This window comes from Salinibacterium sp. SWN1162, from assembly GCF_015864675.1.
Classification (GTDB): Bacteria; Actinomycetota; Actinomycetes; order Actinomycetales; family Microbacteriaceae; genus Rhodoglobus.
Window position 1 is genome coordinate 777,695 of sequence record NZ_JADYWT010000001.1, and the last position, 13,864, is coordinate 791,558.

Here is a 13,864-nt window from a genome sequence, read left to right on the forward strand (position 1 = left end):
CATGTTCCTTTCGCGCCCACGATTCGGCTCGCTAGCCGACGGCTGAAGCCAGAACGGTCAACCTAAAGGTTGAGATTACTTCTCCTAGTTGTGCCCCAACCCCAAGACGGCGCAAGACGTCGGAGTGCTATGCCGCGCCACTGCCAGAACGCCCAATAGAGCGGCCACATCAGGGGAGTGAGAACGCCTGCGCTGAACACGAGTTGGTCGCGGTAGAGGGTCTTGCCTCCGGGGGCGGCGCTGATCGCCATGGAGTGCTCCCACTGCGTGACGAGAGCGAGAGGCCCACTGAGCCCGCGGCCGCTGTCACGCATGATTCGAACACCGTCAGGGGCATCCGGGAATGACACGTCAATCACCTGTCGGCCAACAGGGAACTGCCCGGCAGCAGACATCCGCACCGGATGCTCGCCCGCGCCCCACAGTTCGGGAAAGCCACCGACCTCGAGCGAAGTGAAGGTCGAGAGCGGGGCCGACACCTCCTGAAATACAGAAGGACTGCGGATGGCACGCCACGCATCGTCGGGGGCACAATCGAGTTCACACTTCAGGAGCACGCGCATCTTTCCAGTGTCCTCCTGTCTGGTGCAGGAAGCCAGAGCCGAAACCGAAAGCTCCCCGACAATCGGCGCGCGCCCTACACTGGACGCACCGATTCGGCAGGAGCCCCGATGTCTATTCCTCCGCACACGAACCCCAGCCCTGACGGCACTGAGCCGGAAGCGCCTGCCGGCATTTCTGGCGCCACTCCCGTGACGATTCCCGAAACGATGACCGCCGTAACCGGGCGTCACTATGGCGACACAGATGTGCTCGCGATTGAAACGCTTCCCACTCCGCTGGCCGCGCCCGGAAAGCTTCTCGTAAAAGTGCTTGGCTCCTCGGCCAACGCGCTCGACTGGCGACTACTGAGCGGCACCCCGCTGTTCGTGCGCCTCGTGATGGGCCTGCGTAAACCCAAGCGCCTCATTCCCGGGGCGGATGTCGCGGGCCGCGTCGTTGCGGTTGGTGACGGGGTTACCGGCTTCGCGATCGGTGACGCTGTTTTTGGCGAGGCAGCCGGCGGAGCGTTCGCCGAGTATGCGACCGTGACCGCCAAGAACTTTGTCACCGTGCCCGCCGGCATCGATTTCGTGGCGGCTGGAGCGACTCCCGTCGCGGGGCTCACGGCGCTGCAAGGTCTGCGCAGCAAGGGGGCGGTGAAGCCCGGCGACCGGGTGCTCATCAACGGCGCCGCGGGAGGTGTGGGCACCTTCGCGGTTCAGCTCGCACGCATCCTCGGAGCGACTGAAATTACCGCCGTCTGCAGCGGTCGCAACGCCGAACAGTCGCTGGCTCTCGGCGCGACCCACGTCATCGACTACGAATCCGAGGACTACATCGAGGTCGGCGGCCAATACGACGTCATCTTCGACCTCATGGGCAATCGCACCGCCGACGACATGCGCACCATTCTCGCCCCCGGCGCCCGCTTCGTGGGAGTCAGCGGCCCCATGACTAACCGGTGGGTCGGCCCGGTTTTCCACCTGATGCGAATGGGGCGAGCCTTCAAGGGATCGGATGTCACGTTCCATCAGTTCACCGCTGGTCCCACCCCCGACGACCTCGCCTACCTTGCCCAGTTGCTTGCTGCCGGGGAGCTTGTACCCGCGATCGAACGCGTCGTGGGCCTCGACGGGGTCGTGGATGCCATCGACCAGATCGCCTCCAGCCACAGTCAGGGCAAGGTCGCAATCGTGCCCGGTGGCATCGTCGGCGAGGGTGCAGGTACAGTCTCCTAGCGCAGCATGCCGCGGGATCACCGTGCGCTCGCAGGTGCTGCCGCCGTCACATTTGGTAACCAAAGATGACGCGCGCACACCCGCGCCTTAGCCTCGAGAAATGAACGATCCGCGTACCCAACCCCAGTACCAAGTCCGCTTTGGCTTCGGTCGCGCGCAAGCGCACGAGTTGAGCGACGGCGCCGATGTTGTCGTGTGGGCGGATGCTCTCGCCGACGGTTCCACGCCCGCCCCCGAGCTGCCCGGACCGTTCGCGATTCTCAGCGCCGGCACCGGGGCAGCCACAGCCGTCGCCGAATGGGTTATCGCGCAACAAGAACTCAAAGGTGACCGCTTCACCGTCGCCGTCATCGCTGCCGGAACTGCGGACGGCGGATTCACCGTCGACGACCTCCTGGCGGGAGGCGCGATTGTGGATGCTCTCGCGGATGCCGGAATTGACTATATTTCTCCGGAAGCGGCATCCGCTGTCGCCGCTTTCACTGGCCTCAAGTCAGCCCACAACCACTTGTTGTCGGCGAGCACGGCGGGTCAGTTGCTGATTCAGGATGCCGGACGCGGCGCCCTCGATGCGGCCATTGTCAGCAATGCTTCAGCCAGTTTTGCCATCGTTCAGCACAGCCGGGAACTCGTTCGGGAATGACCATTGCTCCGTGAGCGTTGAACCGGAGGGTCACTGACTGCGTTACCTGTCACTGACTCACCCCGACCAACTCAATGGAGGACAGTATGAAGGCAGTAATCGGCGACACCGTCATCGCAGAAGCACCCAAGGAAGACCTGCTCAAGATTGAGGGCAACTGGTACTTCCCGCCGGCCAGCGTGAACCACGAACTGCTCGAAAAGAGCCCCACCCCGTACCACTGCCCGTGGAAGGGTGACTGCCAGTACTTCGTAGTCAGCGCCAACGGCCAGAAGTACCAGGACCGTGCGTTCAGCTACCCGAACATCCTCCCGGGCGCCGCAGAGCGCGTCGGCAAGGACTTCTCGAACTACGTGACCTTCTGGAAAGAGGTTCAGTTCGTCGACTAATCGACAACTGAGAGCACCCCTTTAGTGCGCAGTCAGCGTGCCGCATTGCGAGCACGGTGGCTGCGCACTTTTGCGCGGTTGCCGCAGCGCTGCATCGAGCACCAGCGGCGGTTGTTCGAGCGTGATTCGTCATAGAAAACGAGCGCACAGTCATCGGCGGCACATTCGCGGATGCGTTCGAGCTGGTCGTCGCCAAAAAGGAAGACCGCTTCGCGCGCCAGGGTCGCGAGCGCCTGACCGGTGCGAACGCGGGTTCGGCCGGCCTGCAGGCTTCCGCCGGTCAGCCGGGGCGGAACATCCGGGGTCGCAGCGAAAAGATTGATGATGTCGACCAGGCGAGAGTCGGGAGTACCGTTCACACTGAGCGTGGTGGCGATCGAGGCAATCGCTTCACGCAAGCCCTTCGCGTCAGTGAGGTCGCGATCGGTCACCGTGCCATCGCAGGCCTCAAAGCGGCCCTCGAGCCAGGTCGCCAGATCGGCAGGAGTGTTCAGTCGTTCCCACGCGGGATTGTTGCCCATCGCGCCGGTGTAGGCGAAGTCGAGCGCACGCGCTCCCGAGTCAAACCACCACTGCCGCGACGTGCTCGAGGTAAACCACTGGCCAGTGGCGCCACCGGCGTTATCGGCGGTGGGCGTGACAGTAGGAGCAGTGGTTTCGGGATGAGGCACCTAACCATTATCGCCGGTTACGGGATGCCCCGATGACCGGTCGCGCTCGCGGCTGGCCTCTCGCGTCAGGCATCGGTCACCACGCTGTGGGCAGCGTCTCAGCTGGATCGCCTAACCGCGCGGCCGCGCCACCACCCGGTGCACCCAGTCAATGCGATTGGCCGTGCTGAACTTGCGAGAGCAGAGCCCGCACGCGAGAACACGGGTCGGTTTGCGATAACGGTGATGCTGGTGACCGGCCGGGCAGGTGCCAACCCAGGGCGCAAACTCATCGGCGATCGCTCCACCGTGCAGTCGCTTGCCCTCGTAGCCGAGCTCTTTCGCTACGGCCTTCCATTGCGCTCCGTGCCCGGCACCGGAGCCCGCCATGGCGTGCGCGATCTCGTGCAGCAGAATCTGGTGAATCTCGTCATCCTCGTACCGCGCCGCCAAATATCGCGACACCGAAATGCGCTTGTGCGTGAAGTTGCAGAGCCCGGCGCGCGTTTTGGCGTTGTCGAAGGTGAACTGCCAACTGTCATCCAAGTGCAATCGAATGAGAGCATCCGCCCACACGCGCACTCGGGAAAGTTCAGCCACCTGTCGAGGCTAATGGATGGGCGGCTAGTCGAACCGCACGCGGTTATCGGCTGGCTCGACCGCATCCGCTTCGGTTGCTGCTGCGATGGATGCTGCACGCTCGGCTTCACGCTGAGCGCGGGCCCGGCGACGCTTGCGTTTGCGGGCGCCCGAGATGATCCCGCTGGCGATCATGAACCCGGCGTAGACGAAGAGGCCGATGGCAATCACGGGAACGAGCCAGCTCTTCGCGTTGCCGTTGACGAAATTGCTGACGTAACCAATCCACGGAACGCTGTACCAGAGCTTGCCCTGCACCTGAACGGGCAAAACTTGCAGCTCGTCGGCGACGTCGTTGTTGTCGCCCTTCAAGGTAAAGGTGCGGCTGCCGTCGCTTGAATTGGTGATTCCGGTAACGCGGTGCGTGATGACGCCCGCCTTGCCCGATTCGATTTGGTAGGTGATGACGTCTCCCACGACGATCGCATCAGTCTCGAGCGGCTTGACGACGATGAGCGTGCCGGGCGGCAGGTTCGGCTCCATCGAGCTTGTCAGCACTGTCAGAGGCAATGCGCCCGCGAAGTTGGGAACGATGATGACGAGCGCCCCCACCAGCAGTACGAGAGCGAAGAGGCCGCCACTAACGCCCATGCCCAGATAGTAGAGAATTCCGCGGGACTTTTCTTCGTCAGCGTTGGCGGTGTCGCGGGTGGCTGCACGAGTCGAGAGGTCAGACATCGTCAGCGTCCTTTCGTGTGCGTAGGCCGACTATCCACGAGATGCCGGCGCCGACCAGTGCGGCCAAGAACAGGATGAGTACAAGGTACTCCTGGTAGAGCCGCCATGAGTTGGGGTCGAGAGTAAATCCGCTCGGGAAGGTCGGAGTGAGTCCGTTTGCCGAGTCGACTTCGGGGCCGGCAAGCGCTGGGCTCGGACTCGGGCTCGGAGTCGGGACTGTCAAGGCGGTTCCGCTTACGGCGACCGCAGTGCCGTCGAGGCTGCTGGGCGTGTTCGGTGCGCTAGGCGACGCGGGTACGAGCACAGCCGTTGAACCAGAGCTCGCGCACTGCGTGGCCGGGAGGCTGCCGGGTGTGGTCTCCGACAGCGTGAAGCGAAGCGAGACGGATGCCGTGGCTCCCTGTCCCCGCAATCCAGTCAGTTCGCCGAGATCGAGCGTCGCTGTCACGGGCACGGTCTGGCCAGCGGCGATGACCGTCCCTTCGTTGGTAACGAGGCACGGTGCTGCTGCGCTGAGGGAGTGTGAGGAGCCAGCGCTGCTGGGCGCGCTCGTGGTCACGGTCAGGGCATCCGCGTAGGTCGTATCGGAGAACGATACATCGCGCATCGTGACTCGAAGATAGCCCGCGGCGGTGCCGGTGTTGCGCACGTAAATGGTCTCGGTCTGGCTATCGCCCGGGCTGAGCAAAGCGACGCTGTCGAACACGGCGCCCGGGTAGGTGCTGGCAAAGCTCACGCCGTCAGCGCTGAGTTCAATGTCGCCGACGCCCGTTGCGGCAGAGGCGGAGGAAGCACTGAGGAGCGCGACGATTACTGCGAGAGCTATGACGCCCGCTCCGGATGCACGTCGGGTTAGGGGCCACATACGCTGCCGCCGTTGCCTTTGTTTGTCGATACGATCGCGACCGCGGCCGAGTCCACCGACTCCGATCCATCAAGAGCAACTGCGCGGACCGTGACTTCGGCATTGACGCCGTGTTCAGCGAGTTCGACTGAGGTGTCAGTTGTGGTGCGGTTGAGAACGCCGTTGAAGTAGATCTTGTAACCGCCGTTGGGCGAATCGAATCCCGTGGGCGCGGTCCACGACACGATGGCAATCTTTTGGTTGTTATGAGTCTCACAGCGGATCGCGCTGGGGGCCTTCGGCGCCGAATTGACGGCGACCGATTGCGTGAACGAGCGACCCGCTTCGGCGACAACATCGGTGGCATTCCAATTGGTGCCAGCGCTCGAGTTGACAGCGAACGTCGCGGTGGTCGTCTTGCCTGCTTGGCTAACGAGGCTGCCCGTGAACGTGGTCGAGGTGCACAGGATAGCGCTGCCGGTCGAAGCCAGCTTCATGTTGAGGGTGCTCAGCGATACGGTTCCACCGGCCAGTGTCGTCGATACAACCGGAGTTGTTGCGGCGCACGAGGAGTTCGTGCCAACCCAGAACTTCACGGCAATCTGATCACCGCCGAGTGTTCCGGAGCGCGTAATAGCGATGGTGGAGACCGTTGCTTCGACCGTTCCGGTGTTGCGAACCGTAATGGCCTTGGTGAGCGACTGATTGCTCGCGGTGTAGGTGTGCGGTCCGAGTGCGGAGATCGTGGATACGCCGCTAGCGGTCGCTGTCGTCAGAGCGACGGCACCGGCTGAAGCGGTAGCGGTCTGTGTTGACGAGGCGCTCCACGCGGCGAAGCTGACACCCGAGACGAGCGAAAGAAAAACAACGAAGCCAGCGATGAAAGAGATCCGAGTGGATGACTTCATTCCTTGGTAGCTCAGAGGCGATCGGCGATCTGCTGTGTGCATTATTTCTGCACTCCAGAGATGGTCGCGGTGATTGCGGCGCTCGCGGATTGCGCACTCGCGGGCGCGTTCGCCGGCAGAGCGACGACGAGGCAGGCGCTCGTGCTGGCTCCGGCGGCGACGGTGCTGTTCAGCGTTCCGGAGGGAACACCAGACGTGGGGCACGCGCCGTTGGCGACCGTGATCGTGAATGGATTGGTGGCGGATGACGGGGTCATCTTCGCTGCAATCGCAGCGGAAAGTACGAGGGGCACGTCACCGGTGTTCGTCACGGTGAAAGTGCCAGTTACTGTCTTGCCCGGCGCAAGAGCCGACCAGTTCAACGCCTGGCTGCTTACCTTGAGGCCTGCAGTGCCAGCGGTGACGGTCGCGCCGGGTGCCGCGGTAGCCGAAGCATTGAGGTAGGCGTACGTGCCGCCGGTGCCAACGAGGCCGAGCGAGACGGCGATGGCCACAATGGCCAGTGCTTTGATGGCGCCGAAGGTGCCCTTGCCGAGACTGGCGAGCGGTGATGCGGAACGGCGCTGGTGGCGGCCGTTAACCATGTCAAGGCGGTGCGACCCTCGGACTGTTGTCGAGTTCATGGTGCACCGCCTTTCGATGAGCTTGCTATCTACATACTGTGAAGAGGATTGCGGGGTGTGCGTCCCCCCAGACCGCACACCCCGCCGGGTAAAACTAGTTCTTCTGCGAGAGCGTGACGGTGAAGTCGTTGAGGTTGACCGATCCGGTCATTGCCTTGTTCTCGTCGCCGGCGCCTTCGTTCGGGAAGGTGATCGTGACGGTGACGACCACTTTCTGCGTTCCCTGGTTGGTGACGATTGCGTCGGTCGCCTTGCCGTTGACGGTGAACGCTGCACTGGTTTCGAGCTTTGTAGCGAGGTTGACGTCCGCGTCGGACTTGAAGTCAAGCGCGGAAATCGAAGCCTTGCCGATAGCGGCGGTGGCCTTGAGGTTGTCACCGGTGGCGGTGACCTCGAAGGTACTTGTGTACGTGAGCTTGTCGCCCGGAACAATCTTGATGTCCTTGAGGTCAACCTTCTCGTTGTTGAAAACCCAGACGCCGGTGTCGGCGGCCTTGATGTTCAACGTTCCGGCGGTGATGGCTGATTCGGAAGCGACCGTTGCTGATGCGTTCCACGAGGCGAGCGTTCCTGCTCCGCCGAGGAGAAGAGCGATTCCTGCTGCACCTGCGATGGAGCCTTTGACGAGCTTGTTCATGATGTCCTTTCGCGGCGCAGCAAGGCTGGCCGGGATGAATGTGGTTCGGGTTATCGGGATTCAAGAAGCTGTGTGCCGGTTTCGGGTTCCTGCATCTCAGGTGAGTAGAAACGAGGTTCGGGCCTCGCTCTCAACTTCCTAAAAACGAATCTATATGTCCTCCCTAAGGAGGACAGTCCCCAGTAATGGGGGGCACCCCATGTCCGCACCATGGGGGACTAGACACACTCGTTTGGGGGACGAAATACCCCGTTTTTACGGGGCTGTCGCCCAAAAACCGCGAAAAGGGTACAACGCTTGTACCCCGAAAGTCTCAGAAAAATCGGGGTACAAGGGGACAGATCTGTCTATCCTCTACCCGGTTTGACCTGAAAAATATTTTTGGATGGGGGTGGAGATTTCACCGCAGTGGCGTCTGTGACGACCGGAGAGCTTCCAATAAAGTCCAAAAGTTCCACACCGGCAACCACTTTTGAGGGGTGCGGACCGCCGGCAAGAAGCCGCGGCATCCAGTGCAGGGGGAGTGCCGACGGAGAACCGACGAGCACGATGTTGCCAAAACGGCGTCCTTTGAGAATCTGAGTCTCAGCAAGAGCGGCCACATGGCCGACCGTGTGCTTGAGAGTTGCGGCCTGGCTGCGAGCAAAAGCGAGCCCCGGGCCATCCGCAACATTCACCACAACAACGCCCTCCGGCGCGAGCAAGGTCATCGCTTCCTCGTAGAACTCGACACTCGTCACGTGAGCGGGAGTACGCGCCCCGCTAAAGACATCCACGACCAGAAGATCGACAGCACCGCGCATCCCGGCCGGAAACTTCGCCAATACTTCGCGGGCATCCCCGTGACGAACGCGGATGGAGGCCCGCTTCGACCACGGAAGTTCGGCACGAACAAAGTCCACAAGATCCGATTCCAACTCGACAACCTGTTGGCGCGAGCCGGGGCGCGTGGCCTCAACGTAGCGAGGGAGGGTGAGGGCGCCACCGCCGAGGTGAACCGCGCTGATGGGGGCGCCGGGTTCCGAGAGCTGGTCAATGACGTGCCCCATGCGCTGCACGTATTCGAAGAACAGCTGGCTGGGGTCATCCATATTCACGTGCGATTGCGGAGTGCCGTCCACAGTGAGGGTGAACGCGCCGTCCTGCCAACGGTCAGGGGCGATCTCGGCAAAGTGGCCGCTCAATTTCAGGGTGGTGCTGGGATGCTCGGCCATGGCATTGACTTTGCCACACTCCGTCGTGACATGCAGCCGCGCTCGCGGGCTCCAGAACTGCTGAGCGGTACGGTGAAGCATGGCCGACACGAACCGCGAACTTCCTCCCCACCTCCAGGCGCAATTGAACGCGCAGTCCTATGTGGGGCCGGCGACGTTCGGAATGCGGCCCATGCTGAGCGAACCCGAGCAGCTTGATTCCTGGAAGCCGGATGTCGCGGTCGTCGGAGCTCCGTGGGATGACAGCACCACTAACCGCCCCGGCGCTCGCTTCGGCCCGCGAGCGTTGCGCGCTAGCGCCTACGACCCCGGCACCTATCACCTCGACCTCGGTGTCGAGATCTTCGACCACCTCGATGTTGTCGACTACGGGGATGCCATCACGAGTCACGGAATGTGGGAGCTATCGCGGGCCGCGATTCACGAGCGCGTCTCGCAGGTCGCCAGTCGCGGCATCATCCCGTTCATCATTGGTGGCGACCACTCCATTACCTGGCCGGCCGCGACGGCGGTCGCCGAGCACCACGGTTTCGGCAATGTCGTCATGATCCATTTCGATGCGCACGCTGACACCGCCAACATTCTCGAGGGCAACCTCGCCAGCCACGGAACCCCGATGCGCCGTCTCATCGAGTCGGGCGCTATCCCCGGCCCCAACTTTTTGCAGGTCGGCCTCCGTGGCTACTGGCCGGGAGAAGAAGACCAGAAGTGGATGCGCGATAACGGCCTCAAGCACTTCATGATGCAAGAGTTTTGGGAGCGCGGCGTCAAGGAGATGATTCCCGAGATCATCGCGGCGGCAAAGGCGCGAGCATCCAAGGTTTATATCTCGATCGACATCGATGTGCTTGACCCTGGCTTCGCACCGGCAACGGGAACGCCCGAGCCCGGCGGCTTCGCGCCCATTGACTTGCTGCGCATCATCCGCCAAATTGTGCTCGAAACGGATGTCGTGGGCTTCGACGTCATGGAGGTCGCGCCGGCCTATGACCACGCCGACATCACCGTAAACAACGCCCATCGGCTCATCTGGGAGGCCTTCGGGGCGATGGCGGCGAAGAAGCGAGCAGCGGGACTCACAGCAAACCCCTAGTGGAAAATCTCAGATAGGTCAAGAATCGGGTGGACACGGCGTGCCAAACCGGCTTATAGTGGATCCTTGCGCTCCCAGACAAATTAAGCGGTCATATTGCGGACAGCTGGGTGCCCCGAGTATAGCGGCGGGGCGTTTCTGGTGAGCATTTCATTACCGACCGTCAATCATCTTGACAGACGAACCCGACGGGGTTCACGGAGGTTGTTCCTTGGCTGCTGCGCGCGATGCGTCCACCAATAAGTCCCCCAAGAATGGCCGCGCAGCTTCGCGGCTTTCTTTCGCTAAAATTACTGACACACTCACGGTTCCCGATCTGCTTGCATTGCAGACCGAGAGCTTTGACTGGCTCGTCGGCAACGACAGCTGGAAAACTCGTGTAACGGATGGTGTTGCCGCTGGCCGCACCGATCTGCCCACACGCAGTGGTCTCGACGAAATCTTTGAAGAGATCTCGCCGATTGAAGACCTCGGTGAGACGATGCAACTGTCGTTCACCGATCCAGAGCTCGAAGAGCCGAAGTACTCCATTGATGAGTGCAAGGAGCGCGGCAAGACTTTCGCTGCGCCTCTGTACGTCAACGCTGAGTTCATGAACCACCTCACCGGTGAAATCAAGACTCAGACCGTCTTCATGGGTGACTTCCCGCTCATGACGGCTCGCGGTACCTTCATCATCAACGGAACCGAGCGTGTTGTTGTTTCTCAGCTCGTTCGTTCGCCCGGTGTGTACTTCGACCGCCAGCCCGAGAAGCTCTCCGACAAGGACATCTACTCGGCTCGCATCATCCCGAGCCGCGGTGCTTGGCTTGAGTTCGAGATCGACAAGCGCGACCAGGTCGGCGTTCGCATCGACCGCAAGCGCAAGCAGTCGGTCACTGTCTTCCTGAAGGCCCTCGGCCTGTCCAGCGAAGAGATCCTCGAGGAGTTCAAGGGCTTCCCGTCGATCGAAGCCACCTTGGAAAAGGACAACATCCTTACCAAGGAAGAGGCGCTCAAGGACATCTACCGCAAGCTCCGTCCGGGCGAGCAGGTAGCTGCAGAAGCCGCACGCGCGCTTCTTGACAACTTCTACTTCAACTCGAAGCGTTACGACCTCGCGAAGGTTGGTCGTTACAAGATCAACCGCAAGCTTGGTCTCGACACCGACATTAAAGAGTCGGTCCTCACCGTTGAAGACATCATCGCCACCATCAAGTACATGGTGTCACTCCACGACACCTCTGCTCCCAACGTTTCTGTCAGTGACAGCGGCGCGGCGACCATCAAGGGTGTTCGCGATGGCAAGAAGGTCGATCTTCGTATCGACATCGACGACATCGACCACTTCGGTAACCGTCGTATCCGTGCCGTGGGTGAGCTCATCCAGAACCAGGTTCGTACCGGCCTCAGCCGTATGGAACGTGTCGTTCGCGAGCGCATGACCACGCAGGACATCGAAGCGATCACCCCGCAGACTCTGATCAACGTGCGCCCCGTCGTCGCTGCGATCAAGGAGTTCTTCGGTACGTCGCAGCTCTCGCAGTTCATGGACCAGAACAACCCGCTCGCGGGACTGACCCACAAGCGTCGCCTTTCGGCGCTGGGCCCTGGTGGTTTGAGCCGTGAGCGCGCTGGTGTTGAAGTTCGAGACGTTCACCCGTCTCACTACGGCCGTATGTGCCCGATTGAGACTCCTGAAGGCCCCAACATTGGTCTGATCGGTTCGCTCGCATCGTTCGCACGCATTAACGCCTTCGGTTTCATCGAGACCCCGTACCGTCGTTTGATCGACGGCGTTGTCTCGACGACCATCGACTACCTGACGGCAAGCGATGAAGATGACTACATCGTTGCGCAGGCAAACGCGCCTCTTACCAAGGACATGCGGTTCGCTGAGCCTCGCGTTCTTGCTCGTAAGAAGGGTGGCGAGGTTGACCTCGTTCCCGTTGAAGACATCGCCTACATGGATGTCTCGCCGCGCCAGATGGTGTCGGTAGCGACCTCGATCATCCCCTTCCTCGAGCACGACGATGCAAACCGCGCACTCATGGGTGCCAACATGCAGCGTCAGGCTGTCCCGCTGCTGCGCAGCGAGAGCCCGCTTGTCGGAACCGGTATGGAAGCCTTCGCCGCTATTGACTCTGGTGACGTTGTCACCACGCTCAAGGCTGGTGTCGTCTCTGAGGTTTCTGCAGACGTTGTTGTTGTTCAGCTCGATGAGGGCGGAACGCAGGAATACTTCTTGCGCAAGTTCGACCGCTCTAACCAGGGCACGAGCTACAACCACCGCGTTATCGTCAGCGCCGGAGAGCGCGTCGAAGTTGGTCAGGTCATCGCTGATGGTCCCGCAACGGAGAACGGCGAGCTCGCCCTCGGAAAGAACCTCCTCGTGGCATTCATGCCGTGGGAGGGTCACAACTTCGAGGACGCGATCATCCTGAGCCAGAACCTGGTAAAGGATGACGTACTGTCGTCGATCCACATCGAAGAATACGAAGTGGATGCTCGCGACACCAAGCTCGGTAAAGAAGAGATCACGCGCGATCTGCCGAACGTTAGCCCAGAACTCTTGGCTGACCTCGACGAGCGTGGAATCATCCGTATCGGTGCTGAGGTTCGCCCCGGCGACATCCTCGTCGGCAAGGTCACGCCTAAGGGTGAGACTGAGCTATCGGCTGAAGAGCGCTTGCTCCGTGCCATCTTCAACGAGAAGAGCCGCGAAGTTCGCGACACCTCGCTGAAGGTTCCCCACGGTGAGCAGGGCACGATCATCGCTGTCAAGGAATTCTCCGCAGACAACGATGACGAGCTTGGCTCGGGCGTCAACCAGCGTGTTGTTGTGTACATCGCCCAGAAGCGCAAGATCACCGAAGGTGACAAGCTCGCTGGTCGTCACGGCAACAAGGGTGTTATCTCCAAGATTCTGCCTGTCGAAGACATGCCGTTCTTGGCCGATGGAACCCCGGTCGACATCATCCTGAACCCGCTCGGTATCCCCGGTCGAATGAACTTCGGTCAGGTTCTCGAAACCCACCTCGGTTGGGTTGCGAAGCAGGGTTGGGAAGTTGAAGGCAAGCCGGATTGGGCCAAGAACCTTCCGGAGGAAGCGTTCAGCGCTGCTCCCGGAACCAAGGTTGCTACCCCTGTATTCGACGGTGCGTACGAAGAAGAGATCGCGGGTCTTCTTGACTCCACGACTCCTACTCGTGACGGCGTTCGTCTCATCGACCACACGGGTAAGACCCCGTTGTTCGATGGTCGTTCGGGTGAGCCGTTCCCGGCTCCCGTTTCGGTCGGATACATGTACATCCTCAAGCTGCACCACCTCGTTGACGACAAGATCCACGCTCGTTCAACCGGTCCGTACTCCATGATTACTCAGCAGCCACTCGGTGGTAAGGCTCAGTTCGGTGGACAGCGCTTCGGTGAGATGGAAGTGTGGGCGCTCGAGGCCTATGGTGCCGCATACGCTCTGCAGGAACTTCTGACGATCAAGTCGGATGACATCCTCGGTCGCGTCAAGGTATATGAAGCCATCGTTAAGGGCGAGAACATTCAGGAGCCCGGTATCCCCGAGAGCTTCAAGGTTCTCATCAAGGAAATGCAGTCGCTGTGCCTCAACGTCGAAGTTCTTTCGGCTGACGGTTCAACGGTCAACTTGCGCGACTCGGACGATGAAGCGTTCCGTGCCGCCGAAGAGTTGGGCATCAACATTTCCGCGCGGTTCGAGTCCTCGTCTGTTGACGAGATTTAACTCGACCGACCACGACTGCAGAACTTTCG

14 protein-coding genes are annotated in these 13,864 nt (G+C 61.3%); 5 read left to right on the plus strand and 9 right to left on the minus strand.

All coding sequences use genetic code 11. From position 1 onward, the window contains the following. Positions 1-62 precede the first annotated feature (62 nt). Positions 63-563, minus strand: coding sequence for a hypothetical protein (locus I6E58_RS03595; protein WP_197130503.1), 501 nt, complete (start codon positions 561-563; stop codon positions 63-65). A 108-nt stretch (positions 564-671) separates the two neighbouring features. Between I6E58_RS03595 and I6E58_RS03600 the strand changes: the two genes are divergently transcribed. The 3 genes from I6E58_RS03600 to I6E58_RS03610 all read left to right on the plus strand — a co-directional run bounded on the left by I6E58_RS03600 (position 672) and on the right by I6E58_RS03610 (position 2,813). Next, positions 672-1,781 carry an NAD(P)-dependent alcohol dehydrogenase gene (locus tag I6E58_RS03600; RefSeq protein ID WP_197130506.1) on the plus strand — a complete coding sequence of 370 codons (1,110 nt, stop codon included), beginning with the start codon at positions 672-674 and terminating at the stop codon, positions 1,779-1,781. A 100-nt stretch (positions 1,782-1,881) separates the two neighbouring features. After that, positions 1,882-2,424 carry a 2-phosphosulfolactate phosphatase gene (locus I6E58_RS03605; RefSeq protein WP_129072236.1) on the plus strand — a complete coding sequence of 181 codons (543 nt, stop codon included), beginning with the start codon at positions 1,882-1,884 and terminating at the stop codon, positions 2,422-2,424. An 86-nt stretch (positions 2,425-2,510) separates the two neighbouring features. Next, on the plus strand, positions 2,511-2,813 hold the full coding sequence (locus tag I6E58_RS03610; protein ID WP_129072235.1) for a DUF427 domain-containing protein: 303 nt from the start codon (positions 2,511-2,513) through the stop codon (positions 2,811-2,813). Between the two features lie 32 nt (positions 2,814-2,845). Here the strand turns inward: I6E58_RS03610 and I6E58_RS14420 are convergent, their stop codons facing one another. From I6E58_RS14420 to I6E58_RS03650, 8 genes are all read right to left on the minus strand, one after another. After that, entirely contained in the window at positions 2,846-3,484 is a 639-nt protein-coding gene (locus I6E58_RS14420; RefSeq protein WP_307841960.1) for a CGNR zinc finger domain-containing protein, read from the minus strand. A gap of 111 nt (positions 3,485-3,595) precedes the next feature. Further along, positions 3,596-4,063 carry a SprT-like domain-containing protein gene (locus I6E58_RS03620; RefSeq protein ID WP_129072233.1) on the minus strand — a complete coding sequence of 156 codons (468 nt, stop codon included), beginning with the start codon at positions 4,061-4,063 and terminating at the stop codon, positions 3,596-3,598. Positions 4,064-4,087: 24 nt separating this feature from the next. Next, the gene (locus I6E58_RS03625) at positions 4,088-4,780 is read right to left on the minus strand and encodes a signal peptidase I (RefSeq protein WP_197130509.1); all 693 of its coding nucleotides are present in this window, start codon (positions 4,778-4,780) and stop codon (positions 4,088-4,090) included. After that, positions 4,773-5,645, minus strand: a complete 873-nt coding sequence (locus tag I6E58_RS03630) for a hypothetical protein (RefSeq protein ID WP_197130511.1) — start codon at positions 5,643-5,645, stop codon at positions 4,773-4,775. Before I6E58_RS03630 ends, I6E58_RS03625 begins: the two co-directional genes overlap by 8 nt. Then, entirely contained in the window at positions 5,633-6,532 is a 900-nt protein-coding gene (locus I6E58_RS03635) for a hypothetical protein (protein ID WP_197130514.1), read from the minus strand. Before I6E58_RS03635 ends, I6E58_RS03630 begins: the two co-directional genes overlap by 13 nt. A gap of 41 nt (positions 6,533-6,573) precedes the next feature. Then, entirely contained in the window at positions 6,574-7,155 is a 582-nt protein-coding gene (locus tag I6E58_RS03640; RefSeq protein WP_197130516.1) for a TasA family protein, read from the minus strand. A gap of 94 nt (positions 7,156-7,249) precedes the next feature. Then, positions 7,250-7,792, minus strand: a complete 543-nt coding sequence (locus I6E58_RS03645) for an alternate-type signal peptide domain-containing protein (protein ID WP_197130519.1) — start codon at positions 7,790-7,792, stop codon at positions 7,250-7,252. Positions 7,793-8,139: 347 nt separating this feature from the next. After that, complete coding sequence (locus tag I6E58_RS03650) at positions 8,140-9,006, minus strand: spermidine synthase (RefSeq protein ID WP_129073536.1); 867 nt, start codon at positions 9,004-9,006, stop codon at positions 8,140-8,142. Between the two features lie 79 nt (positions 9,007-9,085). On the opposite strand from I6E58_RS03650, the gene speB reads away from it, so the two are divergent. Continuing rightward, on the plus strand, positions 9,086-10,099 hold the full coding sequence (gene speB / locus I6E58_RS03655; protein WP_197130521.1) for an agmatinase: 1,014 nt from the start codon (positions 9,086-9,088) through the stop codon (positions 10,097-10,099). A 211-nt stretch (positions 10,100-10,310) separates the two neighbouring features. Then, the gene (gene rpoB, locus I6E58_RS03660) at positions 10,311-13,835 is read left to right on the plus strand and encodes a DNA-directed RNA polymerase subunit beta (protein WP_197130523.1); all 3,525 of its coding nucleotides are present in this window, start codon (positions 10,311-10,313) and stop codon (positions 13,833-13,835) included. The last annotated feature ends 29 nt before the right edge of the window (positions 13,836-13,864 follow it).